Origin of the sequence: Thioalkalivibrio sp. AKL17, from assembly GCF_000377885.1 — a bacterium.
Lineage (GTDB): Bacteria > Pseudomonadota > Gammaproteobacteria > Ectothiorhodospirales > Ectothiorhodospiraceae > Thioalkalivibrio > Thioalkalivibrio halophilus.
On sequence record NZ_KB898764.1, the window covers coordinates 367,583 to 394,426 of the forward strand.

The 26,844-nt window shown below is 67.4% G+C and carries 22 protein-coding genes; 19 read left to right on the forward strand and 3 right to left on the reverse strand.

The features are described 5' to 3' along the window. Nucleotides 1-47: 47 nt before the first annotated feature. The 4 genes from D577_RS0101700 to D577_RS0101715 are packed head-to-tail and all read left to right on the forward strand — an operon-like array spanning nt 48 to nt 4,156. On the forward strand, nt 48-668 hold the full coding sequence (locus D577_RS0101700) for an L-threonylcarbamoyladenylate synthase (protein WP_018945871.1): 621 nt from the start codon (nt 48-50) through the stop codon (nt 666-668). Nucleotides 669-670: 2 nt separating this feature from the next. After that, nucleotides 671-2,041, forward strand: coding sequence for a DUF945 family protein (locus tag D577_RS0101705; protein WP_018945872.1), 1,371 nt, complete (start codon nt 671-673; stop codon nt 2,039-2,041). 49 nt (nt 2,042-2,090) lie between these two features. Beyond that, nucleotides 2,091-3,311 (forward strand): tryptophan--tRNA ligase, encoded by a 1,221-nt coding sequence (locus tag D577_RS0101710; RefSeq protein WP_018945873.1) that lies wholly within the window; start codon nt 2,091-2,093, stop codon nt 3,309-3,311. 5 nt (nt 3,312-3,316) lie between these two features. After that, nucleotides 3,317-4,156 (forward strand): ScpA family protein, encoded by an 840-nt coding sequence (locus D577_RS0101715; RefSeq protein ID WP_018945874.1) that lies wholly within the window; start codon nt 3,317-3,319, stop codon nt 4,154-4,156. Nucleotides 4,157-4,204: 48 nt separating this feature from the next. Here the strand turns inward: D577_RS0101715 and D577_RS0101720 are convergent, their stop codons facing one another. The 3 genes from D577_RS0101720 to D577_RS0101730 form a co-directional block, all read right to left on the reverse strand. Then, complete coding sequence (locus D577_RS0101720; RefSeq protein ID WP_026288851.1) at nt 4,205-7,375, reverse strand: efflux RND transporter permease subunit; 3,171 nt, start codon at nt 7,373-7,375, stop codon at nt 4,205-4,207. Then, nucleotides 7,368-8,684 (reverse strand): efflux RND transporter periplasmic adaptor subunit, encoded by a 1,317-nt coding sequence (locus D577_RS0101725; protein WP_026288852.1) that lies wholly within the window; start codon nt 8,682-8,684, stop codon nt 7,368-7,370. The genes D577_RS0101720 and D577_RS0101725 overlap by 8 nt, the downstream gene beginning before the upstream one ends. 181 nt (nt 8,685-8,865) lie before the next feature. Beyond that, complete coding sequence (locus D577_RS0101730; RefSeq protein ID WP_026288853.1) at nt 8,866-9,849, reverse strand: sigma-54-dependent Fis family transcriptional regulator; 984 nt, start codon at nt 9,847-9,849, stop codon at nt 8,866-8,868. Nucleotides 9,850-10,131: 282 nt separating this feature from the next. On the opposite strand from D577_RS0101730, the gene D577_RS0101735 reads away from it, so the two are divergent. The 15 genes from D577_RS0101735 to D577_RS0101810 all read left to right on the forward strand — a co-directional run bounded on the left by D577_RS0101735 (nt 10,132) and on the right by D577_RS0101810 (nt 26,833). Next, nucleotides 10,132-11,280: an efflux RND transporter periplasmic adaptor subunit gene (locus D577_RS0101735; RefSeq protein ID WP_026288854.1), complete on the forward strand. Its 1,149-nt coding sequence runs from the start codon at nt 10,132-10,134 to the stop codon at nt 11,278-11,280. A gap of 42 nt (nt 11,281-11,322) precedes the next feature. After that, entirely contained in the window at nt 11,323-15,186 is a 3,864-nt protein-coding gene (locus D577_RS0101740; RefSeq protein ID WP_018945879.1) for an efflux RND transporter permease subunit, read from the forward strand. A gap of 33 nt (nt 15,187-15,219) precedes the next feature. Then, complete coding sequence (locus tag D577_RS0101745; protein ID WP_018945880.1) at nt 15,220-15,948, forward strand: hypothetical protein; 729 nt, start codon at nt 15,220-15,222, stop codon at nt 15,946-15,948. Nucleotides 15,949-16,511: 563 nt separating this feature from the next. Beyond that, nucleotides 16,512-16,964, forward strand: a complete 453-nt coding sequence (locus D577_RS0101750; protein ID WP_018945881.1) for a sulfur globule family protein — start codon at nt 16,512-16,514, stop codon at nt 16,962-16,964. Nucleotides 16,965-17,051: 87 nt separating this feature from the next. Further along, on the forward strand, nt 17,052-17,678 hold the full coding sequence (locus tag D577_RS0101755; RefSeq protein ID WP_018945882.1) for a ParA family protein: 627 nt from the start codon (nt 17,052-17,054) through the stop codon (nt 17,676-17,678). Nucleotides 17,679-17,713: 35 nt separating this feature from the next. Beyond that, a complete protein-coding gene (locus tag D577_RS0101760; RefSeq protein ID WP_018945883.1) occupies nt 17,714-18,373 on the forward strand; it encodes a hypothetical protein in 660 nt (219 codons plus the stop codon). A gap of 53 nt (nt 18,374-18,426) precedes the next feature. Then, entirely contained in the window at nt 18,427-18,975 is a 549-nt protein-coding gene (locus D577_RS0101765; RefSeq protein WP_018869584.1) for a hypothetical protein, read from the forward strand. Between the two features lie 46 nt (nt 18,976-19,021). Beyond that, complete coding sequence (locus tag D577_RS0101770) at nt 19,022-20,593, forward strand: dynamin family protein (protein WP_018945884.1); 1,572 nt, start codon at nt 19,022-19,024, stop codon at nt 20,591-20,593. Between the two features lie 330 nt (nt 20,594-20,923). Continuing rightward, nucleotides 20,924-21,397, forward strand: a complete 474-nt coding sequence (locus D577_RS0101780; RefSeq protein WP_018945885.1) for a DsrE/DsrF/DrsH-like family protein — start codon at nt 20,924-20,926, stop codon at nt 21,395-21,397. Nucleotides 21,398-21,527: 130 nt separating this feature from the next. Further along, nucleotides 21,528-22,436, forward strand: coding sequence for a cysteine synthase CysM (cysM, locus tag D577_RS0101785; RefSeq protein ID WP_018945886.1), 909 nt, complete (start codon nt 21,528-21,530; stop codon nt 22,434-22,436). A gap of 7 nt (nt 22,437-22,443) precedes the next feature. Beyond that, nucleotides 22,444-23,235, forward strand: coding sequence for a 3'-5' exonuclease (locus tag D577_RS0101790; RefSeq protein ID WP_018945887.1), 792 nt, complete (start codon nt 22,444-22,446; stop codon nt 23,233-23,235). A 4-nt stretch (nt 23,236-23,239) separates the two neighbouring features. Continuing rightward, nucleotides 23,240-24,565 carry a 23S rRNA (uracil(1939)-C(5))-methyltransferase RlmD gene (gene rlmD / locus D577_RS0101795; protein WP_018945888.1) on the forward strand — a complete coding sequence of 442 codons (1,326 nt, stop codon included), beginning with the start codon at nt 23,240-23,242 and terminating at the stop codon, nt 24,563-24,565. 41 nt (nt 24,566-24,606) lie between these two features. Further along, nucleotides 24,607-25,245 carry a MotA/TolQ/ExbB proton channel family protein gene (locus D577_RS0101800; RefSeq protein ID WP_018869578.1) on the forward strand — a complete coding sequence of 213 codons (639 nt, stop codon included), beginning with the start codon at nt 24,607-24,609 and terminating at the stop codon, nt 25,243-25,245. Beyond that, entirely contained in the window at nt 25,242-25,679 is a 438-nt protein-coding gene (locus D577_RS0101805) for a biopolymer transporter ExbD (protein WP_018869577.1), read from the forward strand. Before D577_RS0101800 ends, D577_RS0101805 begins: the two co-directional genes overlap by 4 nt. A gap of 5 nt (nt 25,680-25,684) precedes the next feature. Then, entirely contained in the window at nt 25,685-26,833 is a 1,149-nt protein-coding gene (locus D577_RS0101810; protein WP_018945889.1) for a glycosyltransferase N-terminal domain-containing protein, read from the forward strand. Nucleotides 26,834-26,844 lie beyond the last annotated feature (11 nt).

The window sequence follows — 26,844 nt, forward strand, 5'->3', positions numbered from 1 at the left end:
TCACAGTTGCGCTACACTGCGCGCTTTGTCCGATCTGCGGTTCCCCCATGAGTACGTTCGCGATCCACCCCGAGAATCCCCAGCCACGGCTGATCCGCCAGGTCTGCGACCGGCTGCAGGAAGGTGCGGTGATCGCCGTGCCCACCGATGCCTGCTATGCGCTCGCATGCCTGCCCGGTGACAAGACCGGCGCCGATCGCATCCGCCGCATCCGCGAGGTGGACGAGACCCATCATCTCACCCTGCTGTGCCGTGACCTGTCCGAACTGGGGGTGTACGCCAAGGTGGACAACAGTGCCTTTCGGCTGATGAAGAACCGAACTCCGGGGCCCTACACCTTCATTCTCCCCGCCACCCGCGAAGTCCCGCGGCGGCTGCAGCATCCCAGGCGCCGGACGATCGGACTGCGGGTGCCGGACAGCCCCATCGTGTCCGCGCTGCTGGCGGAACTCGGTACGCCGCTGATGTCCGCCACCCTGCAGCTGCCGGGGGACGAGACCCCGCTGACCGAGGTGTGGGAGATCGAAGAGCGTCTTGCGCATGCGGTGGACGCGATCCTGGACGGAGGAGCAGGGACGCTGGAGGCCACCACGGTGCTGGACCTGACCGGTGACGGCGTGGAAGTGGTACGACAGGGCCTCGGGGACGTGGCCTTTCTGGAAGAATAGCCATGCGTAAATGGATCATCCTGGCCGCTCTGGTGGTCGCCATTGGTGCGGCGTGGCCCTGGTACGTCGGGGGACAGGTGGAAGACACCCTCGACGCCCGCATGGAGCTGCAGGCGGGCGGTCTGGAGCTGCGCCACGAGCCCGTTCGCTACGAGCGGGGCTATCGCGAGGCGCGTGCGGAAGGAACACTGCACCTGCGTCGGGGCGAGGACGCTTACGAGCTCCCGGTGGTGCACGAGGTGCAGCACGGGGTGCTGGGCGCAAGGATCGTCACCCGCCTGGATCATGCGGCCCTCGACGACGCCCTCGCGGAGCATGACGGCCTGGCCGCGATCCTGCAGCGTCTTGCCCCGGAGGCGGAGAGCCGGACCGGCCTGGGCGGCGGCGTCACGACCCGCCTGCGCGTGCAGGATGCGCGCCTGGATGTTGCGCAATGGCCGGCAGTGGCACCGCGCCGGGACGCGGAGGGCCCGCTGTGGCTGGAGTTCGAGGACGCCCTGGGGCAGTTCGCCTGGTCGGACGAGCAGGCGATGGCGAGTCTGTCGATCCCGCGTCTGCGACTCGATCAGGCGGACGGAACCCTGGTGTTCGAGGGACTGCGGCAGGTCCTGGCGCTGGAGCCCGACGCCGACGGGGTCTATGGCGTGCTTCCGGATTATGAAGGCGGCGTGGCGGCCGACCGGATGGAATGGACGGGTCCGGGATGCGAGGGCAGTCTGCTTCTGGAGCGTGCCCGGATCAATGCATTCCAGAGCACCCATGGCGACCGGCTGGACGCCCGCGCGCGTCTGGAGGTCGACCGGATGACGGTGACGCGGAGCACGCAGCGTCTCGTGCGCCAGAGCGGGCCGATGGATCTGCAACTGGGGCTGGAGCGCTGGGACCGCGCAGCCATGGAGCAGCTCGCCGGAACCCTGCGTGACCCGGCGCACCGGCGCCAGGAGGCCGAGCAACGCCGCGATCTCACCCATGCCGCGATGATCGATGCCGTGAGCCAGTCGCTGGAGCGCAGCCCGGCGGTGACGCTCGGGGCGATCATGAACGACGAGCCGGAGCAGCGGCTGGAGCTGGAGGGCAACCTGGTCTTTTCCGGTACGCCTGAAGGCTTCCGCATGCGCCCGGTGGAGGCGATCGCGCTGGACATGCAGGCCGCGGTCGGGCTGCAATGGCCGGAGTCGCTGGCCGGGCTGACCGACCCGGAGCCGTTCGGCCGGGTGCTGGCTGCGGCCGAGGCGGATGCCTGGCTGGAACGCGACGGCGAGATCCTGAGCGGGACTCTGGCGATGCGGGACGGCCGCATCCACGTCAACGACCGGGATCGTACGGCCAGCGCCCTGGGCCTGCTGTTCGCCGCCGCCGGCGGCATGTTCTGACACCGACCACCTCAGTCTCATCAGTCAACCATCAGGAAGGATCGCGACCGTGACCACCAATCAGGGGACGAACCAGCGTGTCATCTCGGGGATGCGGCCCACCGGGCGCCTGCACCTCGGGCATTATCACGGGGTCCTGAAGAACTGGATCGAGCTGCAGCACAACTACGAGTGCTTTTTCTTCGTTGCCGACTGGCATGCGCTGACCACGCACTACGAGGACCCGGGCGACCTGCAGCAATACGTGACCGAGATGGTGATCGACTGGCTGGCCGCGGGGGTGAGTCCGGGATCGGCCACCCTGTTCGTGCAGTCGCGCGTGCCGGAACATGCCGAGCTGCATCTGCTGCTGTCCATGATCACCCCGCTGGGCTGGCTGGAGCGGGTGCCGACGTGGAAGGACCAGCAGGAACAGCTGCGCGAGAAGGACCTGGCGACCTACGGTTTCCTCGGCTATCCGGTGCTGCAGAGCGCCGACGTGCTGGCCTATCGCGCCGGCATGGTGCCGGTGGGCGAGGACCAGGTCTCGCACCTGGAGGTCACGCGCGAGCTGGCGCGGCGCTTCAACCATCTGTACGGGCGCGAACCCGGGTTTGCCGAAAAGGCCGAGCAGGCCGTGGACAAGATGGGCAAGAAGGCAGCCAAACGCTACCGCGATCTGCGCAAGCGCTTCCAGGAGCAGGGCGAGGACGAGGCCCTGGAGGTCGCCCGGGCGATGCTGGAATCCCAGCAGAACATCTCGCTGAAAGACCGCGAGCGGCTGTTCGGCTACCTCGAGGGCGGGGGCAAGATCATCCTGCCCGAGCCGCATCCGAAGCTGACGCCCACCGCGAAGATGCCCGGGCTGGACGGGCGCAAGATGTCCAAGAGCTATGGCAACACCATTAGCCTGCGGTCCGAGCCGCAGGAGGTGGAGAGCCAGATCCGGACCATGCCCACCGATCCGGCGCGGGTGCGCCGCACCGATCCGGGGACGCCGGAAAAATGCCCGGTGTGGGAGCTGCATCAGGTCTACACCGGCGAGGAAAAGCGGGGCGAGCTCTACGAGGGCTGCACCACCGCCGGGATCGGCTGTCTGGACTGCAAGAAGCCCCTGATCGCGGCCATCCAGGAGGAACTGGAACCGATTCAGCAGCGCGCCCGCGAATACGCCAGTGATCCCGGGCTGGTGCGCTCGATCATGGTCGAGGGCTCGGAGGCCGCCCGCGAAGAGGCGCGCGAGACCCTGGAGGAGGTCCGCCGCGCGATGGGGCTGGACTACCTGCGGTAGAACCGGTGAGCGAACATGCCGAAGACGCCACCGTCGACCCCGTTGATCCGGCCGCCGCCGGGGAGGGCGAGCACGTCTGGCGTGTTCACGGCGAACCGGTCGCGGAGCTGCCCGAGGACCTGTACATCCCTCCGGATGCACTGGAAGTGTTCCTCGATTCCTTCGAGGGGCCACTGGACCTGCTGCTGTACCTGATCCGCCGGCAGAACCTCGACATCCTGGCGATCCCCATCGCCGAGATCACGCGCCAGTACATGGCCTACATCGAGGTGATGCGTGCCCTGCGCCTGGAGCTGGCGGGCGAATACCTGGTGATGGCGGCACTGCTGGCCGAGATCAAGTCGCGCATGCTGCTGCCACGCCCGGCGGAGTCGGGCGAGGAAGACGCCGGTGATCCGCGCATGGCCCTGATTCGGCAGCTGCAGGAATACGAGCAGTTCAAGACCGCGGCCGAACGCCTGGACGCACTGCCGCGCATGGAGCGGGATTTCTTCGCCGCCGGCGCCGCGACCGACGCACTGGAAGGCCCGCCGCCCCCGGCGCCGTCGCTGGATGCCCTGATGGATGCGCTCGCCGGGGTGATGCGGCGTGCCAGCCTGAACGCCCACCACCACGTGGCCACCGAACAGCTGTCGGTGCGCGAGCGCATGACCCGGCTGCTGCACGAGCTGGACAGCGAGACCTTCACCGACTTCGTCGGCCTGCTGGAACGGGCCGAGGGCCGCCAGGGCGTGGTGGTGTCGTTCCTCGCCATCCTCGAGCTGGCCAAGGCGGGGCTGGTGGAGTGGGGGCAGAGCGAACCCTACGCCCCCATCCGCCTGCGTCGGCGCGGCGGCGACGCCTGACCCCGACGCGCCCCGCCGCCCCGTGCCCCCCCTTCCGCGGGGCTGCGGTCAGCTCGCGTGGTGGGTGGACGTGGCGCCGCGATCGAATGCCCCCTCGTACAGGCGCAGCAGCGCCGGGATCACGAACAGTACCAGCACCGTGGCCACTGCCAGCCCGAACACGATCGAGATCGCCATCGGGATCAGGAACTGCGCCTGCACCGAGCGCTCGAACAGCAGCGGGGTGAGGCCCGCGATGGTGGTGACCGAGGTCAGGATGACCGCGCGCAGGCGCTGGCAGGAGGCCTCGATGATCGCCTCGCGCAGGGCCAGACCGCTCTCCCGCAATCCCTGGTAGAAGCTGACCAGGATGATGGAGTTGTTGACCACGATCCCGGTCAGGCCGAACAGGCCGAACATCGACAGCACGGTCAGCTCCACCCCGAGGATCCAGTGGCCCAGCAGGGCCCCGAGGATGCCGAACGGGATGATGGCCATCACGATCAGCGGCCAGCCCCAGGAGGCGAAGACCCAGGCGAGGATGATGTACATCAGGCCCAGCGCCAGCACCAGGCCCGTGCGCATGTCGGCAAACGTCTCCTCCTGATCCGCCGCCCGGCCTTCGAAGGACCAGTCCACGCCGTGGCGCTCGGCGACCGCGTCCAGCGGACCGTCTTCCAGCGCGGCGCGGATGCGCGCGGCATTGTTTACCGAGCGGTCGACTTCGGTGGATACCTCGATCGCGAGGCGGGTATCGGCATGCCGCAGGGTCTCGAAGCCGGGACGGGATGCGAGTTCCGCCACGTTCTCCAGCGGGGTCAGCTCGCCATCCGGCAGGCGGATCTGCAGGCGGTCCAGGCTTTCCGTCGCGTGGCGTTCGTCGTCGGGCAGACGCACGCGCACCTCGACCTCCTCCAGGCCATCCTGATAGATCTGCGCCAGATGGCCGTCGTAGGCGTCGCGCAGCTGCGCGCCGAGCTGCTCCGTGGTCAGTCCGAGGGCGCGGCCTTCCGGCAGGATGCGGAAGGTCAGCTGCTCGCGGCCGAACGGGGTGTCGTCCTGGGTGGCGAAGGTGCCCGGGAACTCGTCGAACAGATCGGCCACGTCCAGTGCCGCGTCCTTGAGGATATGCGGGTCATCGCCGGTCAGACGCACTTCGAGATCGCGCCCGGGCGGGCCGGCCTGACGCTCGTCAATAGAAAAGGTCTCGATGCCGGGGGCCTCGCGGACGTTGTCCCGCCATGCCTGGATGAACGCCCGGTTGCGCACCTCGCGGGCCTCCGGCGAGATCAGCTCGACCTGGATGTTGCCGAACTGGTCGCCCTGCGGGGCGTTGCCGTCGCCGGGGTCGATGCCGCGTCCGAGCCGGGTCACCGAGGCACGCACCAGGCCGCCGCCGAGTTCCTCGTCGGTTTCCTCCAGCGCCTGTTCGACGTGGATGAGGAACTCTTCGACCCGTTCCGGCGGGGTGCCGGCCACGAAGTTCACGCCCGCGTTGACGACCGTGCCCTCGGGCGAGGGGAAGAAGGTGAAGCCGATGCGTCCGGATGCCGCCAGGCCGATGGCCAGGATCACCGCGCCCACCGCCAGGGCGAGGGTGACCCCGGAGTGGTCCACGGCGTGCGTGACGGCACGGCGGAACGGGCCGTTGCGCAGGTTTTCGAAACCCCGGTCGAAGCGCGCCCGCAGGCTGCCGGCCGGCGGTTCCTCGAGGCGATCCATCACGCCCTTGAGATGGGCCGGAAGGATCAGGAAGGCGATCAGCAGGGTGGCCACGATCACGCAGATCACCACCAGCGGGATGTCGAACAGGATATTGCCGATGATCCCGCCGATCAGCATCAGTGGCATGAAGGCCGCGACGGTGGTCAGTGACGCGGCGACGACCGGACCGACCATCCGCTGAGCACCCTGACGTGCCGCCCGACTGGCCGACAGGCCCCTCTGATGCAGGCTGTAGGCGTGCTCGGAGACGACGATGGCGTTGTCGACGATGATCCCCAGCGACATGATGAAGCCGAACAGCGACATCATGTTGATCGAGCCACCCACCAGCCACAGCACCACGAATGCGGCGGTGAAGGCGATCGGGATGCCGAGGGCGACGCGCAGGGCGATGTGGCGGTTCAGGAACAGGAACAGGATCCCGAGCACCAGCAGGAGTCCCCCGGCACCGTTTTTCAGCAGCAGGGTGATGCGCTCGGACAGCAGCTCCCAGAAGGCATCGGTCTCCTGCAACTGGACACCCGGGGGCAGGGCGGGCCGGGTGCGCTCCAGCCACTGTTCGAGGATGCGCGCGGATTCCAGGGCGTCGCCGGTCTCGCTGCGCATCAGCTGCATCTCGATGGCCCGCGTACCCTGCGAGCGGACACGCACCTCGCCGTCCCGGGGGCGCAGGTCGATGTCGGCGATGTCGCCCAGCAGCACCCGACCGCGTTCGGGGTCGCCCTGCAGCACCAGGCGTTCGAAGGACACGATGTCGCGGGCCTGCTCCAGGCTGCGCAGCTGTCGGGCGGTGTCGTCGCGGCCGACGGAGCCGGCGGGCATGTCGCGGCTCATGCCGGCGATCGCGGCGCCGATGTCGGCCAGGGTCATGTCCAGGCGGTAGAGATTGAAGGCCGGCACCTGGATGGCCATCTCGTCTTCCGTGAGGCCGGTGAATTCGACCCGCGCGATGCCGGCGTCCAGCAGCTCGCGTTCGTATTGCCGGGCCAGGGTCCGCAGCTGTTCCGGGTCGTCGGGGCCGGTGATCAGCAGGCGCGAGACCGGTTCGTAGTTGATCACCTGATTGACGATCGGGGTCTCGGCATCCGCCGGCAGGTTGCGCTGCTGATCGACCCGGTCGTTGACCTGTTCCAGCGCGTGCGACATGTCTGCGCCGGGTTCGAACTCCAGGGTGATGGTCGCCACCCCCAGCGCGGAGGTGGAGGTCATTTCGCGCAGGTCGTCGACCGTGCGCAGGTCCTGCTCCAGCGGGTCGGTGATCGACTGTTCCACGTCTTCGGCGGCAGCGCCCGACCACACGACCTGGACCGTGATGATGTCGAGATCAAAATCGGGGAAGAACTGCGAGTTCAGCTGGTTCAGGGCATAGGCGCCCGCCAGCAGCATCAGCGCGATCAGCAGGTTGGCGGCCAGCCGGTGTTCCAGGAACAGCCGGATCGGACCGCGACCGGCCGCGCCCTCCGCATCGCCCCCGGCCGGGGCGCCGCCCGGCATGGGTGCGCTGGTTTCACTCATCGCCGGCGTCCTGCGGCTGGAGGTCCGGGTCGCCTTCGCGCACGGCTTCGGCCGCGGTGGGCAGGTCCTCGCGGTCCTCGACCTCCACGCGCAGGCCATCCACCGCATTGGGCAGGCGGGTGGCGATCAGGACGTCGCCGGCCGACAGGTCCGGATTGCGGACCAGCGCCAGGGTGTCCCCGGCCTCGCTGCGGTATTCGCCCAGACGTTCAACCTTCAGGGACTGCAGGCGGCCGTCGATTACGCGGAACATGGTGTCGCGCCCGTACAGGGCCTCGAACGGAACGGCCAGGCTGTCGTCTTCCTCGGGCAGGCGCAGGTCCAGTTCAAGGAAGCGGTTCAGACCCAGCGAGCGCCCGCCTTCGCGGATCGCAAACACGCCGTGCGAAGCGCTGGCGCCAGGCCGGGTTTCGCCTTCGATGCGGACCAGTTCGCTGGTGATCTCGCGGCCGCCGTTGCGGGCCGAGGCTTCCAGCGTTCTCCCCTCCGCCAGCAGCGCCTCCAGCCGCGGCTCCAGCGACACGGGAAGTCCGGCCCGGATCTCCACGTCGTCCACGTCGAACAGGCGCACCAGTTCGTCGCCCACCCGGGCGCGTTCGCCCGGCGAGGTCCGGACGGCGGTCACGCGGGCATCGAACGGGGCGCGGATCTCGGTGCGTTCCAGGTCCAGTTCGGCCTGTTCGACCGCGGCCCGGGCGCGATCCAGCCGCGCCTCGGCGCCGGCGATGCGCATGGGGGCATCCGCGATCGCTTCTTCCCGGTTCTGTACTGTAAGTTCGGCCTGTTCGAGACGTTCGCGGGCATCGTCGACATCTCTGTCGGAGCCCATGTCCCGCTCACGCAGGTTGCGGGCCCGGTCGAGGCCGCGTCGGGCGATGTCCCGCATTTCACGTTCGCGGATCAGGGCCTCGCGGTCGTAACGCGCCCGGAGTTCCTCGCTCTCGAGGGCCCCCTCAAGTTCACGCACCTCCGCTTCGGCCTGGCGCAGGGCGAGGCGGGCGTCGGCCGGGTCGATCCGGACCAGGAGGTCGCCTTGCTCCACATGCTGTCCGGTGCGGGCGGAAACCGTTCCCACGTCCCCCTGAACGGCGGCCCGCAGGGTCGCATCACTGGCCGATGCGCTGCGTCCGTAGAGCATGACGGAAGGCCGATGGGTGCCCGGTTCGGCGACGAACCCCCGTACTGGCCAGGAACGTTCCTCACCCGCGGGTGCGGGCGCCTCGGGACCGGTAGCGCGCAGGATCATGAATCCCGCCACGCTGAGCGCGAGGATCAGTACGGGGATGAGGGCACGGCCGACTCGCGGCATGACACGGGACATGCAGTTCTCGCTCGGGTCCTGGGCTGGATGGGGCACGGGCCTGACGCCCGGGCCTTGGAGACGGTGCACCGGTTGAAGTTCCCGTCCACGGGAGACCGGTATCAGTGTCTCCTGATGTGGCCAATCCTACCATCGGCGGCCCGAGGACCGCAGGCGTTCGGATGGTCTTTCAGGCGAGGTTATAGCGATGCAGCTTGCGCCACAGGGTCGTGCGGTCGATCCCGAGACTGCGGGCGGCCCGCGAGCGGTTGCCATTATGGGCGGCAAGGGCCTGGCGCAGGCGCCGCGCCTCTTCGGACTCCCTCGGGGATACCTGCGGGGCCGTGTCCGTGGGAGCCCCTTCCGGAAAAGCCGTAGCCGGGGCGGCAGCCTCCGCCGGTGGTGAAACGGTCCCGGGAGGCCGGCCTTCGGGCAGGGGAAAATCCTCCACGCGACCGTTGACCGCGTGCAGCTGGAGGCAGGCGAACACGTTCTCCAGCTCGCGGAAATTGCCGGGCCAGGGGTGGGCTTCCAGTTTGCGCCTTAACGCCGGCGCCAGCTGCAGCGCGTGTTCCTCGACGAAGCGGTCGAGGGTGGCGGCCAGGTCACGCGGCCGGGTCCGCAGGGGCGGCAGCTCCACCGTGGCGACAGCCAGGCGGTAGAACAGATCGGCGCGGAACTGTCCCGCATCCACGCGGGCCTGGAGGTCCTGATTGGAGGCGGAAAGGATGCGTACGTCCACCTGCCGCGTGGTGTTCTCGCCCACGCGTTCGAACTGGCCATCCTGCACCGCGCGCAGCAGCTTGGCCTGCAGACGCAGCGGCAGTTCACCGATCTCGTCGAGGAACAGGGTGCCGCCGTGGGCGGATTCGAAACGACCCTCGCGATCGCTCACCGCGCCGGAAAAGGCCCCGCGCACATGGCCGAACAGCTCCGATTCCAGCAGCTCGTCGGGGATGGCCGCGCAGTTGACTTCGACGAAGGGTCCGGCGGCCCGCGGGCTCCATTCATGGATGCCCCGGGCCAGGCGGGTCTTGCCGGTTCCCGACTCGCCCAGCAGCAGCATGCGAATGTCGCTGCCCGCCGCCCGGCGGGCGAAGACCATCTGGTGATGGCAGTCCGGATCGGCCGAACGGAACGCGTCCGGCAGACCCTCCCCACGATTCATTTTCATGGCCTTCCCCTCCGGGAAACTCACCGGGAGTATGGCAGCGGCGTTGCAACGCCGCCACCGCTGTTGCAACAAAAAAATTTCGCAGTAACAGATGCTTATATTCGAATTTCCGGGTGGCGCGTGTTGCAACACCCTGAGTGCGCGGTGTTTTTTCACGAGGACAAATATCTGAAATTCAATAATATTCTAATATTGGCATTTCTATTGCTTGTATCGGGGCGTGCTTTTCTCTACAACGAAACAAGACCAACGGAACAGGCACGCTGTCGGGGGGAGGTGCGAATGACGCTCATGCGAACGGCCAGCCTTATGCTGTGCATGGTCACCGTGGTTGGCACGGCCGGTGCGCAGACTGCCTGGACGCCGGCCCAGAGTCCGGGAACCACCAGTCCGGACAACACCGGGGTCCATGTTGCGCAGCCGCTCGCCGCGGAGCGCCATACCGTCAGCGGCACGGTGATCCCGTTCAGTGAGGTGACCCTGCGGGCGCAGTCGGGTGGCCGGGTGATCGCGGTCGAAGGGGTCGAGGGCGATCGCTTCGAGGCGGAAGAAGAGCTGGTCGCGATCTCCGACGATCGCCTGCAGGCTCAACGCCAGGCGGCGCTCGCCGAGATGCGTACCACCGAGGCGGCGATCCGCGAAGCACGCATGCAGTACGACCGCGAGGTCATTTCCCCGCGCTCGCAGGACATCGGGCAGATGCCGGGCATGGGCATGCCGTCGATGTTCGATCAGATGTTCACGCGCAACATGGGGCAGTTCATGGGATTCGGTGATCCGACCCTGGACCGCACCACGGATCTCTTTTCCCGCCACATCGGCGTCGATCAGGCCCGAGCGCGCTGGGAACAGGCCCGGGCCCGCGTCGAGGAGCTCGACGTCGCGCTGGAGGACACCCGTTCCCGCGCTCCGTTTGACGGGGTGATCATGCACAAGCACGTGGAACAGGGCGATACCGTTCAGCCCGGGCATCCTCTGGTCACCTTCGGGCACCTGGATTATCTGCGGGTGGAGGCCGCCGTGCCGGTTCGCCTGGTGCGTCAGCTGGATGTGGGCGACATCGTGCCGGTGACGCTCGACGGTCATGCGGAAGAAGTCAGCGCGCGGGTCTCGCGGATCTTCCCGCTGGCCGACCCGCAGCGCCATACCGTAACCGTGAAATTCGATCTCCCGCAGGAGGTCCGCGGCGGCCCGGGCATGTACGCCGAGGTGCATCTGCCGGGCGAAGTGACGCGCGAAGACCGGGTGGTGATCCCGGAGAGCGCGATCATCCCGGGCGGGGCCTTGCCGCGCGTGGCCGTGCTGGATGCCAATGACGAGGTGCGCATCCGCATGGTCCGGCTGGGGGCGTCGCGTGATGGCGGCGTGGTCGTGACCTCGGGGCTGGAACCCGGGGCGCGGGTGCTGCGGCACCCCGGCGGCCGCCATTGATGCGCTTCGAAATCGAACAATGACAGGACGTTCACGCCAGACATGAGCGACCAGGAACCTCGCAACCAGGAACGGCCCGGCGATCACGCGACCGATCCCGGCATCGCCGGGCGCATGGCCCGCGCATTCGTCCATTCGCCGCTGTCGCCGCTGCTGCTGCTGGCCAGCATCGCGATCGGCATCCTCGGCCTGATCGTCACGCCACGCCAGGAAGACCCGCAGATCTCGGTCCCGATGGTCGACATCATGGTGGAGTATCCGGGCGTACCGTCGGAGCAGGTGGCCAGTCTGGCCGCGCGGCCGCTGGAACGCCTGATGAGCGAGCTCTCGGGTGTCGATAACGTCTACTCGGTCTCGCAGCGAGGCGAGGCGATGGTTACCGTCCAGTTCGACGTCGGCGAGGAAATGGAATCCTCGGTGGTCAAGGTGCACGACCGGCTGATGTCGAACCGCGATCTGATGCCTCCGGGGGTCAGCGAGCCGATGGTGAAGCCCAAGGGTGCGGATGACGTGCCGGTGGTCACGCTGACCTTCTGGTCGCACGAGGTCGATGACGCGATGCTGCGCCAGATCGCCCTGGACGCGAAGCAGCAGCTCAACGAGGTACCCGACACCGCGCAGAGCTTCGTGGTCAGTGGCCGCGAGGAAAAACTGCGCATCGAGGTGCGGCCGGAACGGCTGGAAGGTTACGGGGTCACCCTGGATCAGATCGCGGGTGCGGTGCGCCAGGCCAATTCGGAACGCGGAGCGGGCGCGATCGAGGCGGGTGGACGGCACATGTCGGTGCACACCGGTTCGTTCCTGACCAGTGCCGAGGATGTCGAACGCCTGCTGATCTCGGTGGAGGACGGTCGCCCGATCTATCTGCGCGACGTGGCCGACGTGAGCTATGGCCCGGGGGAGGTGGATCGCTTCGTACGTCACTATTCCGGCCCGGCCGCCGAGGCCCCCGATGGCGCACCGGAAGGTGCGTCCGCCGTGACCCTCGCGATCGCCAAGAAGCCCGGCAGTAACGGGGTCACGGTCGCCAATGGCGTGCTCGAACGCCTGGAGCGCCTGAAGGGCTCCGCCATCCCCGACAACGTGGGCGTCGAGATCTCGCGCGACTACGGCAAGACGGCCAACGAAAAGGTCAACGAGCTGATCTTCAAGCTGTTTGTCGCGACCTTCGCGGTGACCCTGCTGGTGGCGCTGTTCCTGGGGCTGCGCGCGGCACTGGTGGTGCTGATCGTGATTCCGGTTGTGATCCTGTTCACCGTGTTCAGCGCGTGGCTGCTCGACTACACCATCGACCGGGTGAGTCTGTTCGCGCTGATCTTCGCGATCGGGATCCTCGTGGACGATGCCATCGTCGTGGTGGAGAACATCTACCGCCGCTGGCTGATGAAGCGCGGCCTGGATGCCGAAACCAACGTGGATGCGGTACGCGAGGTGGGCAACCCGACGATCCTCGCGACCTTTACCGTGATCGCTGCACTGCTGCCCATGGGCTTCGTGTCCGGGATGATGGGTCCCTACATGCAGCCGATCCCGGTTCTGGGGTCGGTCGCCATGCTGTTCTCGCTGGTCGCGGCCTTCGTGTTCACCCCGTGGCTGACCCAGCGGCTGCGCCCGAGCATGGCCTATCTGGAAAAGGCCACCGAAAAGGAACACCGGCAGGCCGAGCGGCTGGGTACGTTCTTCCGCCGGGTGATCCCCGGGCTGGCGGACAATCCCGCCCGGGGCTACGCCTTCCTGGCCGGTATCGTGGTGGTGTTCTTCCTGATGGCCAGCCTGTTCTACACCACGGATGTCCGGGTGAAGATGCTGCCGCTGGACAACAAGCCCGAATTCCAGGTGATGATCAATTTCCCCGAGGGCACGGCGCTGACCGAGACCGCCTCGCTCAGCGAAGCGATGGTGTCCGAGCTGCGGGAGTTCGAGGAAGTGACCGGGCTGCAGGCATATGTCGGCACTGCGGCGCCGTTCAATTTCAATGGTCTGGTGCGTCATTACTACCTGCGCCAGGACCCCTGGCTGGGCGACATACAGGTTCAGCTGGTGGACAAGGGCGATCGTGCGCGCTCCAGCCACGAGATCGCCACCGAGGCCCGTGAGCGTCTGACACCGCTGGCCCGCGAAGCCGGCGCCCGCATCGAAGTGGTGGAGATGCCGCCGGGGCCCCCGGTCCTGCAGTCGGTGGTCGCCGAGGTGTATGGCCCGGATGCCGATACCCGGCGTCAGGTCGCGCGCGACCTGGAAGGAATGTTCCGCGGGGCCGAGCACGTGGCGGACGTCGACAGCTTCCTGCAGGCCCCGCACGACGTCTGGCATTTCGACGTGGACCGCGACAAGGCCCTGCGCCGCGGTGTCACCGTGGAGACCGTGAACCAGACGCTGGAGACCGCGATCGGTGGCCGGGTCCTGGGCGACATCAAGGCGCGTTCGCTGGTGGAGCCGCACCTGATCGAGCTGCGCCTGCCACGCCCCACGCGCTCCGATATCGGGCGTCTGGAACAGCTGCCGGTGGCCTCGCAGCATGGCGGGACAGTCAGCCTGGGCGAGCTGGGTCGTTTCGTCGAGCGCCCGCAGGACGAACCCATCTATCACAAGAACCTGCGGCCGGTGGAGTATGTCACCGGCGAAGTGGTGGGGCGTCTGGCGGCGCCGGTCTACGGGATGCTCGAGGTGCAGGAACAACTCGCCGATTACGAGCTTCCCGACGGCAGTCGGGTGCAGCCGCACTGGCTGGGACCGCCGCCGAACGACGGCTCCACGGCGTTCGAATGGGCCGGCGAATGGACGGTTACCTACGAGACCTTCCGCGACATGGGCATCGCGTTCGCCATCGCCCTGATTCTCATCTACATGCTTGTGGTCTGGGAGTTCGGGAACTTCGTGCTGCCGGGCATCATCATGGCCCCGATCCCGCTGACCCTGATCGGGATCATCCCGGGCCACTGGCTGTTCAACGCCGAATTCACCGCGACCTCGATGATCGGGTTCATCGCTCTCGCAGGGATCATCGTGCGCAATTCCATATTGCTGGTCGATTTCGGTCGCCAGGCGGTGGATCAGGGACATGACGTCCGCGAGGCGATGATCCTCGCCTGTCAGGCGCGCACGCGGCCCATCATCATCACCGCGTTCGCGCTGCTCGCCGGTTCCAGCGTCATCCTGTTCGACCCCATTTTCCAGGGCATGGCGATCTCGCTGATGTTCGGGACCATCGTGGCCACGCTGCTGACCCTGGTCGTTATCCCGCTGGGCTGTATCTCCGGGCGGCGCGCGTTCTGTCCCGCCTCGCTGGAAGACGGCGACGGCACCAACGGCTCCGGCTGTGCTACCCCGACGAGTGGCAGTGCCGGGACCGGCCGTGACGACAATCCCTTCGGCCCGGCCGAGGGCGGACCGGTCACACGCGCAGTCCAGTATCTCGGGTTGTATCTGCGCTGCCTGGCCGCCGCCTTCGTCGAGGGCATGCGCGATCTTTTCCTCGCCTTGTTGAAGCTTCTGCGCGGCCGTTTCGGGGCGCGCCCGGGGCCGGGGCCGGGCGGTGGCCCGGGATCCGGCGGTTCCGGCTCGGACTCCGGGCCTTCTCCAGCCCCGTCGTCCGGTCCTGCGCCGGGTCCCCCCGCGTCGGGGGCCTCGGACGGCCCCTCCGGCCGTGAAGCGGATGCGGGTGCGAACGCCGAATCCGCGCCGGACGACGGGCATGAACCGAAGGAGCGAGATACGGACGCGCCGCGGAAATCCGGCAGCGCTTCCCGTTCCGCCGGGCCGAGTGCGACGCCGGATCACGATTCCGCCACGGCGGAACAGAAGTCGGACTCGGGGGAAGATGGCAATGAAACGTCTTCCTCGGAGGCGGGCCCCGGTGCACGCCAGTCGGGTGGCCGCCGACGCCGGGGTATTCGGCTGAAATGAGCAATCACTGAAAGAACCTCAAGGAGGTTAATGATGAAGAAGCGATTCAATGCACGCATGCTCGGTCTGGCCATGGCCGGCGCCGCAGTGGTCTCGATGTCCGTGCTGGGCGCGGCCCAGGCGGAAGAAGGGAACCCGGGCGCTCAGGGTCAGCCGATGGGCCAGCATGCCCCGGTCCCCGGTCCCTGGGGCCAGCCGGGTCCGTATGGACAGGGCATGGGCGGGCATCAGGGCGGCGAGATGATGCAGCGTCGCGATGCCTCCGGTGACTTCAGCTTCGGCATGTCCGGGCGCAGCCACGGGCAGGGCTACGGCCAGGGCCGCGGTCAGGGATATGGCCAGGGCTACGGTCAGGGTTACGGCCCGGGACATGGTTACGGTCAGGGTTACGGCCCGGGGTATGGATACGGCCCGGGCCATGGTGCCGGCTATGGTCCGCAGCAGGGTCATGGCCCCGGCATGATGCACGGTCCCGCGTACGGTCCCGGTTATGGTCCCGGCATGCAGGGTCCCGGAGGCTACGGCCAGATGCCGGAATTTGATCCGGAAGATCTGCCGGAGGACATGCCGGAAGAGATGCGCGAGCGCATCGAGAAGATGCATGCCGAGCGGCAGGAACGCATCGAGGAAATGGAAGCCATGCGCGAGGCCCGGATGGAGGCGATGAAGAAGGGTCGCCAGGCCTACATGGAGGAGATGGAACGCCAGCGCGAGATGCGCATGGAGCAGATGGAAGAGCGTCGCGACTCGGGGAACTACTGAGCGCCGGGTGACGCATGGGAGCGAGGCGAATGGCGTTCGGAGGTGACGGCATGCAGCGGGGAGCAACGGGGGGGCGGAGCGCCCTGCTGGTCGCCCTGGTGACGGTCGGGGTGATGGTGGCCGCTGCGGCTGCCGAGGCCCGGGAACGTCACAATCCGTGGCATGCCGGACCGCCATCCGCGGCCGATGCGGGAGAGCCGGGAGGCTTCTCCCGGGGCGAACCCCGGTCGGCCGGATCGTTCCCTCCGCCGGACTACGATCCGGCGCGGCGGGGACGCGAGGACCGCTCGCGCGTTCCCGCAGGTGAAGCACGCCCGGGTCCCGGGATGTCGCCCTACGGTTACGGGTCCGGTCCGTATCCGTATGGCGGCCACCGGGGGCCGGGGGCAAGTGAACCGGGCATGTCAGGATATGGATTCCCGTTCTTCGGCGGCCCGGGTTCATGGGGACCCTTTTCGGGGCCCTGAATCACCTGCCTTCGGGCAGGGGCCGGTGCGTGACCGCCCTCCGCGCATCGGTGGCAGAAATGGGAGGGCATGTCTCCGAGAGGAGGAGGTAACACTATGAGCAAGTTTCTGAAAGCAGCCGTTCTTGCGGCATCCATGGCCGGTCTGGCCGCTGCCCCGATGATGGCTTCCGCGCAGTGGGGCGGCCCGGGGTATGGCGGCCCGGGCTACGGGGCTCCCTACGGTCCCGGTTATGGCTATGGCCCCGGCTACGGTGGCATGCCGTTCTTTGGCGGTCCGGGTTACGGCCGCGGTCACAACATGGGCGACATGATGGGCGACATGATGGGCGATTTCGATTTCTCCGCCCGCGGTCGCGGTCATGGTCACGGCTACGGTCACGGGCGTGGTGACGGCTACGGCTATGGTCGTGGTCAGGGCTACGGTCCCGGCTACTATGGCCATCCGGGCTACGGTTACGGCCCCGGGTACGGCTATGGCCCGCAGCAGGGAATGCCGCAGCAGGGCATGCCGCAGCAGGGCATGCCGCAGCAGCAGCAAGAGCAGTGATCTGCTCGCACGGGCTCGCCCGTGCATGATCGGCTGCCCGGTTCGCCGGGCAGCCCGTTTTCGAATTCAATGGATCCGGGAGCCGCAATGCTGACCGTGGTGGCCAACCTGAAGGGTGGAACGGGCAAGAGCACCGTCGCTTTCAATCTCGCGCTCTGGCTGCTCGCGAAAGGGCACCGCGTGCAGGCCGTGGACCTGGATCCGCAGGGGACTCTCGGCGATGTCCTGGAAGTGCGGCAGGAGGAGGGGTACAGCCCCGCGCTCCCCGCCACGACCGATGCCGACGTCGCGCTGGGTCGGCAGGGGGATTTCGATCACTGGCTGGTGGACGTCGGGCCCTCCGCCATGGACACCCTGATGCAGGCGGTCGCCGCCGCGGACCGGGTGCTGATCCCGGTGCCGCCCAGTCAGGCCGACGTCTGGTCCACTCACCGTTTCGTGCGCGAGATCCAGGGGCGTCGGACCGATCGCGACACAGGCCCCGGCATCGAGGTATTCATCAATCGCGCCGACACGCACCAGTTCGTGCGCGAGACCGAGGAGACTGCGGAGGCCCTGCAGCAGATCGAAGGTATCCGTTTTCTGCACCCTCGGCTGAAGCAGCGCACGGCCTTTCGGCGGTCATTCAGCGAGGGCCTGGCGGTGAACGAGCTGGAGCCATCCGGCAAGGCGGCGGAAGAGCTGGATCGACTGGCCCGCGCGATTTTCGGATAAAAAGGGGCTATCCCCTCCAGGAAACGAGGTGACAAATGGGATCAGGTGAAGACAAGCCGCGCCACGGTTTCATCAATCGCTACTGGGTGCTGATCGTGATCGTCCTCTGGCTGATCGCCTGGTCCGCCCGTGACTGGCTGGCGCCGGCCGAACCGGAAGATCCGCCCGCGGATTCCGGCGTCGTGCTCGAGGAAGAGCCCCCTGCCGGGGACGAAGAAGCCGCCAGGGAAGAGGCTGCTCGGCAGGAAGCCGCTCGGCAGGAAGCCGCTCGGGAAGAAGCCGCCCGGGAAGAAGCCGCCCGGGAAGAAGCCGCCCGGGAAGAAGCCGCCAGGGAAGAAGCCGCCGGGGAAGAAGCCGCCCGGGAAGAAGTCGCGGAGGAACCGGCGGTGGAGGTCGAGGCGCTGCTGACCGAAGCGCGGGAGACGTACTGGCGCGAGGGCGCCGCAGCCGCGATGAACATTCTCGAAGACGGGCTGGAGACGCAGGCGTACGAAAGCCGGGAACGGGCGGACATCCTCGGGGAACTGGGCAATCTGCAACACGCCACCGGCGACGTTGAAGCCGCCATGGGCAGCTGGGACCGGGCGCTGGAGAAGCTTCCGGAGGGCGAACGCCGGGCGATGATGGCCCCACTGCGTCCGATCTATGCCCGGCATCATCCGCAAGGGGTGGACCACCTGGAACGGTTCCGCTGAGGTTTGCGGCACCCTCCACATCACGTGTGCTGTAGTCACCGACCGGAGGAACGATGGGTGCGAAAGACAGGCCAGCTGACGGCGACAGTCAGTATTACGAGGTCAAGGAAGAGGCGGACGATGCGCAACGACGGGCCCGGCGGCTCGAACTGATCGTCTATGCTTCCCTGGTCGCATTCGTTGTGCTGGCGGTGTACGGTTTCTGGTTGATCACCAGCCTGACCCGGGACGTGTCACAGCTGACCGAGGAGATCTCCTCGATGACCCGGGTGGTGGACCGCGACATGTCGGCGATTGTGCGCCACATGGAGGCGATGGAGGGCCGCATGGTGGATATTGCGGGGTCCACGGCCGAGATGGAGCAGAGCGTTGCGTCCATCAGCGAGGACACCGGCCGCATGAGTACGGACATCGGGTCGATGACCCGGGATACCGAGGTGATGGCCGGGTCCGTGATCGGCATGCAGCGTGACATGTGGAGCCTGAATCGCAATGTGGGCGGTCCCATGGGTATGATGAACATGTTCAACCCACTCTCGGGGCAGGGCGGTCCCTATCCGGGGTCGGGCGGCCCATACCGTCCGCCGTCGGCGCCGCGCTAGTCGTGTGCGCGGTCTGCCCCGGGCCCGAACCAATACGGAGATCGGAATGTTCAATCGACCTGGCAGCCGCGTCCGCAAGCAGCTCAAGCTCCTGAGTGACCGTCTGGCGGAGGAAAACCCGGTCCTCGAGGGCGTGGTCAATCCGTTCCGGGAACTGGATCGGGTCGGATATGCCTCGGGCCTGCTGGATCCGGAAGAAGAGTCCTACGCCTTCACCATTTCCTGGTGGCCGATGATCTCGGTCCTGGGGACCTTTTCCTCGGGCAAGTCCACGTTCATCAACGAGTTCGTGGGTGAAACCGTGCAGCGCAGCGGCAGTCAGGCGGTGGACGACAAGTTCACCGTGATCTCCTATGGCGGCAGCGAACGGGTGCAGGAGCTCCCGGGCCTGGCGCTCGACGGTGATCCGCGCTTCCCGTTCTATCGGGTGTCCGACGAGATCGAACGCATCACCGATGGTGGCGGGCGCACGGTGGATCATTTCCTGGCCATGAAGACCGCGCGCGCGGAGCAGCTGCGGGGCCGCATCCTGATCGACTCGCCCGGCTTCGATGCCGACGAGCAACGCACCACCATCCTGCAGCTGACCGACCACATCATCGATCTGTCGGATCTGGTGCTGGTGTTCTTCGATGCACGGCACCCCGAACCCGGCGCCATGCGCGACACTCTGGAACACCTGGTCAACCGGGTGGCCGAGCGCAACGACTTCACCAAGCTGGTCTTTATCCTGAACCAGATCGACACGACCTGGCGCGAGGACAACCTCGAGGAAGTCGTCGCGGCCTGGCAGCGCGCGGTGGTGCGCCAGGGGAATGCAACCGGGCGTTTCTACTGCATCTACAACGAAAGCGGTGCGGTGGAGATCGGGGACCCGCAGGTGCGGGAACGCTACGAGGAGAAATCCGCGCACGACCGCGAGGAGATCCACAAGAAAATCCGGGAGATCAGTTCGTCGCGGTCCTATCGCATTATTGGAGCATTGCAGGCGATTGCCGAGTCCATCGAGATGGATGTGCTGCCGGCGATCAAGCGCAGCCTCGACCGCTGGCGTCGTCGGGTGCTGCAGTTCGACGCGGGCATGATGGGGGTGCTCGTGGCGGTGCTCGCGGTGATCGGGTATCAGGCGACCGACGGCATCCGTCCGTGGATCGACGGGCGGGTGTGGGGAACTCTGCTGGATAACCCGGTCTGGACCTCGGCGGGCGTGATCCTGCTGGTGGTGGCTCTGGGCGGGATCCATTTCTTCAACCGGCGCTGGCTGGCGCGGCGAATCGCGCGCGAACTGCCGAAGGAATCGGCGGCGGGGAACTGGCAGGAGGCCTTCCTCAAGAGCACCCGTCCGATGCGTTCGCTATTCGCGCGCTCGCCGCGCGGACTCGGGCGGCGGCGTCTGGCGCGTCTGCATGGTCTCCGCGATCAGGCAGAGGCCTATATCCAGAAGCTCAACAATCAGTTCGTGGACGCACGTCCCGTGGATCCCGGCAGTGGCCGGGCGTCCGCGGCGGACGTCCACCGTCCGGCGGAGGCGGCCGAACGGCGGCCGGCGCCGGAATCCGGACCGAATCAGGAAGGTTCGGCCGAGGTCAGTGATGCAGGGAGCAACGGAACGCGGTAGGCTTCCGGCTGCCCTGGTTGGTGCCTGCCTGCTGTCGAAAAAAAGCAAAGCGGTCGCGGGACGGCCCAGGGCCGGCTGCACCGAAGGAGGAGAGCAATGACCGTACTGGCGTGGGTCATGTTTGGGCTGGCGATGATTCTGGTGCCGATTTCCGTCTGGGCCAGTCTTGCCGCCCTGGGCGTTTGCGCGGGTTGCGCCCTGGTTCGGGACTGGCGACGAGCGCGTCACAACGCCGGACACTGAAGTATCCGCGAATCACGCCATTCGGAGCCGGGTGGTGCAGGGGGCGCTACCCGGCTTCGCCATGTATAACAACAGGAGGAAAACTCAATGAGCGACGAACAGAAGAAAATGGCCATCATCGCGACCAAGGGCAGTCTGGACTGGGGGTATCCCCCGTTCATCCTGGCCTCCACCGCGGCGGCCCTGGGCTATGAATGCGAGATCTTCTTTACTTTCTACGGGCTGAAGCTGCTGGAGAAAAAGCTGGATCTTCAGGTGACCTCGCTGGGCAATCCGGGCATGCCGATGCCGATGCCCATGCCGGTTCTTGTGCAGGCCCTGCCGGGGATGCAGAAGATGATGACCGTGATGATGAAGAAGAAGATGAAGGCGAAGGGCGTCTCTGATCTGGAGGATCTGCGCGATCTGTGCCAGGAGGCCGAAGTGCGGATGATCGCCTGCCAGATGACGGTGGATCTGTTCGAAATGGACACCAGTCACTTCATTGATGGCGTGGAATACGCGGGGGCGGCGGCGTTCTTCGAGTTCGCCGGTGATTCCGACATCTGCCTGTTCATGTAAACGGGCGGGGCGTTCGCGCCATTCGGGCCCCGGAGCCGAGCTCCGGGGCCTTTTTGTTGACGGGGTTCACGTCGCATTCATCGTGTCCACGGACCCGCAAAGCCTGCGCGAGTCGTTATACTCTGCGGCCATGAAACGACTGCATCCCGATTCCTTTTCGACCCTCGAGGACTTCGTCGGCAACACGCCGCTGGTGCGCCTGCAGCGTCTGGCCGCGGATCTGCCGTCGACCGTGCTGGTCAAGCTCGAGGGCAATAACCCCGCCGGTTCGGTCAAGGACCGCCCGGCGGTGAACATGATCCGGGCGGCGGAACAGCGCGGTGACATCCGTCCCGGCGACACGCTGATCGAGGCCACCTCCGGCAACACCGGTATCGCGCTGGCGATGGCGGCTGCGATCAAGGGCTATCGCATGATCCTGATCATGCCGGACAACATGTCGGCCGAACGGCGGGCGTCGATGAAGGCCTATGGCGCCGAGCTCAAGCTGGTCACGCGCGAGGAAAGCATGGAAGGGGCGCGTGATCTCGCTCAGGGCATGGCGGACGCGGGAGAGGGCTTCCTGCTCAACCAGTTCGGCAATCCCGATAATCCCGATGCGCATTATCAGGGCACAGGGCCGGAGATCTGGCGCGACACCGAGGGCACGATCAGCCATTTCGTGTCTTCCATGGGCACCACCGGGACCATCATGGGGGTCTCGCGGTACCTGAAGGAGCGCAATCCGGAGATCGAGATCGTCGGCGTGCAGCCGGGGGAGGGGGCTTCCATACCGGGGATCCGGCGCTGGCCCGAGGCCTATCTGCCGACGATCTTCGAGGCCGCGCGGGTGGATCGCACCGTGGACGTGACCCAGGAGGAAGCGGAGACCACCATGCGCCGGCTGGCGGCGGAGGAAGGCATCTTTGCCGGGGTGTCGTCCGGCGGCGCGGTGGCGGCCACCCTGAGGCTCGCCGCAGAGGTCGAGGGCGGGACCTTCGTCGCCATTATCTGCGATCGTGGCGATCGCTACATTTCCACCGGCGTCTACCCCGACTGAGGCTGGCATGTCCGCTCCCGTACTGGTTTTTGACCTGGAAACGGTGCCCGATATCGAGGGCGCGCGCCGGCTGCACGACTTTGACGGCCTGACCGACCGGGAGGTCGCGGATGCGATGTTCGCGATGCGCCGCGCGCAGACCGGTTCGGAATTCCTGCGCCATCCGCTTCACCGCATCGTCTCCATCGGGGTGCTGTACCAGGGTGGGGAAGCGCTTAAGCTGTCGGCCTTCGGGCGCGACGGCGAGGACGGTCGCCCCCCGGACGAAGCCGAGCTCCTGCGCCAGTTCTTCGGCGTGATCGACCAGCGCACCCCGACCCTGGTGAGCTGGAACGGCAGCGGCTTCGACCTGCCGGTGCTGCACTACCGCGCGCTGGTCAATGGCGTGCAGGCGCCGCGGTACTGGGAGCAGGGCGACGACGACCGCGAATTCCGCTACAACAATTACCTGTCGCGCTTCCACTGGCGCCATGTCGACCTGATGGACGTGCTCGCCGGCTTTCAGGGCCGCGCGGTCACCGGGCTGGACACCATGGCCAGTCTGCTGGGTTACCCCGGCAAGCTGGGCATGGACGGATCCATGGTCTGGCCGGCCTGGCGCGACGGCCGGGCCGGCGAGATTCACGATTACGTGGAGCACGACGTGCTCAATACCTACCTAGTGTGGCTGCGCTTCGAGCACATGCGCGGGCATCTGACCGACGACGCGCTGAAGTCCCGCCAGGACCAGCTGGCGGATTACCTGGCCGCCAGCCCGGCGGAGCACCACCTGGAATTTCTCGAAGCCTGGCGGGGCTGACGGCATGGGCAAGAAGTTCGACCGCACACCGTTCGAGGCCGTGATTGAGGATGTGACCCTGGATGGCCAGGGGGTGATCCGGCGTGACGGCAAGGCCTGTTTCGTGCACGGGGCACTGGCCGGCGAGCGGGTGCGCGCGGTGCAGACCCGGCGCAAGCGCCGTTTTGATATGGCCGAAGTGGTGGAGGTGCTGGAGCCCGCTGCCGGCCGGGTGGATCCGCCCTGCGCGTTCTTCGGTCTGTGCGGTGGCTGCAAGCTGCAGCACGCCTCGATCGACCTGCAGCGCGAGATCAAGGAACAGGCCCTTTTCGACGCGCTGGAACGCATCGGTCATGTAACGCCCGAGGCGCGGTTCGAGCCGCTGACCGGGGCGACGCTGGGCTATCGGCGTACCGCGCGGCTCGGCGCCAAACATGTCCCGAAGAAGGGCGGGACCCTGGTCGGCTTCCGCGAAAGGGGCAGTCCCTATCTTGCGGAGATGGATCACTGCGAGGTGCTGCATCCGGCGGTGGGGCACCGGATCCGTGCGCTGCGGGACCTGCTGGACGGCCTGCAGGCGCGAGACCGGATCCCCCAGATCGAGGTCGGTGTGGATGATGACGACCGCGTGGCGCTGGTGTTCCGTCATCTCGATCCGCTGACCGACACCGATCGGGCGCGGCTGGCGACCTGGGCCGACGAGGAAGACATCAGTGTATTCCTGCAGTCGGGCGGGCCGGAGACTGTGGTCCATCTGGCGGGGCCGGATGCCCCGCTGGTTTATCGTCACCCGGATTTCGGCGTCGAGGTGGGCTTCACGCCCATGGATTTCGTGCAGGTCCACCCCGAGGTGAACCGTGCCATGGTGCGCCAGGCAGTGGCCGCCATGGAACTGGAGCCGGGGCACCGGGTACTGGATCTGTTCTGCGGGCTGGGCAACCTCACCCTGCCGCTGGCCACCCGGACGGCCGGCGTGACCGGTATCGAGGTGGATGAGGCCATGCTGGCACGTGCGGCGGACAGTGCCCGCGCCCAGGGCATTACCAATACCCGGTACGCGCGTGCGGATCTGGACGACGCCGAGGCCCTGTCGCGGGCCGACTGGCTGCACGAGGACTGGGACCGGGTCCTGCTCGATCCCCCGCGCACCGGGGCGGCCGCCGCCGTGGAGGCCCTTGGCCCGCGCCGGATCGAGCGCATGGTGTACGTGTCCTGCAACCCGGCGACCCTGGCCCGTGACGCCGAACGTCTGGTGCATCATCATGGCTACCGGCTGGAACGGGCCGGGATCATGGACATGTTCCCGCACACCGCGCACGTGGAATCCATGGCCGTCTTTTCCCGGGCCTGAGGGCGCGGCCGGATCGCGTGGTAACTCCAAGGAGGCAGTGAATGCTCGAGATCGTGAAAAGTGGCGGCTGGCTGATGGTGCCGATCCTGCTGTGTTCGGTGCTGGCCGTGGCGATCATCCTGGAACGTTTTATCTCGCTGCGGCGAGGGCGAGTGGTACCGCAGGGCCTGCTGGCGCGCGTATGGGAACAGATGCGCGAACACGGCCTGTCGATGGAGGACATCGAGCGCCTGCGTGAAAATTCCCCGCTGGGGGCCGTGCTGGCCGCGGGTCTGGCGACCCATGACCGTACCCGCCAGATCACCCAGGAAAGCATCGAGGAGGCGGGCCGGCGGGTGGCCCATGAACTCGAACGCTACATGAACACCCTCGGCACCATCGCGATGATCACGCCGCTGCTGGGGCTGCTGGGCACCGTGGTCGGCATGATCGAGGTCTTCACGGTGGTCACCGAGATCGGCGTGGGCAGTCCGCGGGATCTGGCCGGCGGCATCTCGCAGGCGCTGATCACCACCGCCACCGGCATCGGGATCGCGATTCCGGCGCTGATCTTCCATCGCTACTTCCGCGGCCGGATCGACGAGCTGGTGCTGGAGATGGAGCAGGAAGCCACCAAGCTGGTCGAGATCATGCACGGCGAGCGCAGTGCCAGCAGCGTCGAGGCCGGAGGCCGGGCGTGAAGTTCCGCCCGCCCACACAACGCGAGGAGCCCGGCGTCAATCTCACGCCGCTGATCGATGTGGTGTTCCTGCTGCTGATCTTCTTCATGGTCTCCACCACGTTCGACCGGCACGCCGACATCGACATCACCCTGCCATCGGCCGACCGGGAAGCGGAACAGGTGGACGATCGCGCCTGGATCGACATCGTGGTGGACGCCGACGGCCGTTATTTCGTGGACGGGCGGGAACTGGTGAACCGTCGGGCCGAAACCCTGGAACAGGTGCTGGGCGAAGTTCTCGAGGCCCGCGGCGATGACCCCGTGGTGATCCGCGCGGACGCCAGTGCCAGTCACCAGTCGGTGGTGCGGGCGCTGGACGTGGTGGGCCGCCTCGGTGTCAGCGCGGTGTCGATCGCGACACTGGGTGATGACGGCCGGGCGGCGGACGACTGAGCGGCATGTACACGACCGAACCGGGATATGGGGCCGGACTGGCGGGAGTCTGGAGCGCGGTCGGGCGGGACTGGCGCCGCGGTGACCGGGCACGCGCGCTGGCGCGGCTGGGGTTCCTCAGTCCGCCGGAGGACCGTGGCCGCCTGATCTGGATTCGGGCCGGGGCCGACCCCGAGAGCCTGCGCCTGGGGATCGAGCTGCTGGGATTCGTGCGCCACAAGCGTCAGGACGTGCGCCTGGTGCTGACCTTCGAGCGCGACTGCCCGGAGCTGTTCGAACAGCACATGCAGCCGTTTCGCAAGGTGGGCGTGGGGTACGGCCCCTGCGACCGGCCACGGGTCGTGCGCCGCGTGCTGGACCGCTTCCAGCCCGCGGGCATCATCCTGGCGGGCGGCGTGACCCCGCCCAACTTGCTGGAAGCCACGCAGGCCCCGGTGATCGCGGTGAACGCGGCACCGCCGGCGCGGCCGGCGGCGCGGGGTCTGGAGCTGGCCTGGCCCCGTGATCCGGAGGAGAGCCGGTGCTGGAGTGATCGCGCCGGCGAGGGAGGTGCCGCGCGGTGGCTGGAACCGGCGGATCCGATGGCGCGTTTCGTCGAAGCGCAGGCGGACGTGGTCCTGCGCTCGCTGGTGGGTGGCGAGGTACGCCGGCTGTGGTGGTGGCACGGCACTGCGGCCGGCTGGCCGGACTGGCGCGCCGCCTGGGAGGCCTCCGGTTTCGGGGAGGAGGATATCCTGCTGGCCAGTCTGGAAGAGGATCCCGGTCACCCGCTGCCGGGGCGTTCACTGCGGGTGAGCGAATGGGATCGCAATGCGCTCGCCCCCGGGAATGTCGTGCAGCTGGACGACCCGCGCTGGTTCGCCGCGGCGGCCAGCGCGACGCAGGCGGTGCATCTGGATGCCCCGGGATCGCGGGTGTTGTGGCAGGCGCTTGCGGGCGGGACCGCGGTCAGCCTCGGGCGCGAAGGGACCCTGGAATTGCCGGTGGAGGTGCACGCCGATCCGCAGGCGGTGCTGGCCCGCTGGACCGCGTTGCGCGACGATGCCGCCGTCCGCCGGCAGCTGGGGGATGCCGCCCGCCGCCGGTTCTGGGACGAGCGACGGCGGGTGGATGACCATTTCGAGACGCTGCTGGCCGAGGTCTGGGACTGGTGAGCCCGTTGCCG

Excerpts from the sequence above, each read along its gene's own strand:
- D577_RS0101810 (WP_018945889.1), top strand. The coding sequence starts at position 25,685 with ATGTACACGACCGAACCGGGATATGGGGCCGGACTGGCGGGAGTCTGG.
- D577_RS0101740 (WP_018945879.1), top strand. The coding sequence starts at position 11,323 with ATGAGCGACCAGGAACCTCGCAACCAGGAACGGCCCGGCGATCACGCG.
- D577_RS0101755 (WP_018945882.1), top strand. The coding sequence starts at position 17,052 with ATGCTGACCGTGGTGGCCAACCTGAAGGGTGGAACGGGCAAGAGCACC.
- D577_RS0101800 (WP_018869578.1), top strand. The coding sequence starts at position 24,607 with ATGCTCGAGATCGTGAAAAGTGGCGGCTGGCTGATGGTGCCGATCCTG.
- D577_RS0101700 (WP_018945871.1), top strand. The coding sequence starts at position 48 with ATGAGTACGTTCGCGATCCACCCCGAGAATCCCCAGCCACGGCTGATC.
- rlmD (WP_018945888.1), top strand. The coding sequence starts at position 23,240 with ATGGGCAAGAAGTTCGACCGCACACCGTTCGAGGCCGTGATTGAGGAT.
- D577_RS0101725 (WP_026288852.1), bottom strand. The coding sequence starts at position 8,684 with ATGCCGCGAGTCGGCCGTGCCCTCATCCCCGTACTGATCCTCGCGCTC.
- D577_RS0101735 (WP_026288854.1), top strand. The coding sequence starts at position 10,132 with ATGACGCTCATGCGAACGGCCAGCCTTATGCTGTGCATGGTCACCGTG.
- D577_RS0101730 (WP_026288853.1), bottom strand. The coding sequence starts at position 9,849 with ATGAAAATGAATCGTGGGGAGGGTCTGCCGGACGCGTTCCGTTCGGCC.
- cysM (WP_018945886.1), top strand. The coding sequence starts at position 21,528 with ATGAAACGACTGCATCCCGATTCCTTTTCGACCCTCGAGGACTTCGTC.
- D577_RS0101760 (WP_018945883.1), top strand. The coding sequence starts at position 17,714 with ATGGGATCAGGTGAAGACAAGCCGCGCCACGGTTTCATCAATCGCTAC.
- D577_RS0101780 (WP_018945885.1), top strand. The coding sequence starts at position 20,924 with ATGAGCGACGAACAGAAGAAAATGGCCATCATCGCGACCAAGGGCAGT.
- D577_RS0101745 (WP_018945880.1), top strand. The coding sequence starts at position 15,220 with ATGAAGAAGCGATTCAATGCACGCATGCTCGGTCTGGCCATGGCCGGC.
- D577_RS0101705 (WP_018945872.1), top strand. The coding sequence starts at position 671 with ATGCGTAAATGGATCATCCTGGCCGCTCTGGTGGTCGCCATTGGTGCG.
- D577_RS0101770 (WP_018945884.1), top strand. The coding sequence starts at position 19,022 with ATGTTCAATCGACCTGGCAGCCGCGTCCGCAAGCAGCTCAAGCTCCTG.
- D577_RS0101765 (WP_018869584.1), top strand. The coding sequence starts at position 18,427 with ATGGGTGCGAAAGACAGGCCAGCTGACGGCGACAGTCAGTATTACGAG.
- D577_RS0101790 (WP_018945887.1), top strand. The coding sequence starts at position 22,444 with ATGTCCGCTCCCGTACTGGTTTTTGACCTGGAAACGGTGCCCGATATC.
- D577_RS0101750 (WP_018945881.1), top strand. The coding sequence starts at position 16,512 with ATGAGCAAGTTTCTGAAAGCAGCCGTTCTTGCGGCATCCATGGCCGGT.
- D577_RS0101720 (WP_026288851.1), bottom strand. The coding sequence starts at position 7,375 with ATGAGTGAAACCAGCGCACCCATGCCGGGCGGCGCCCCGGCCGGGGGC.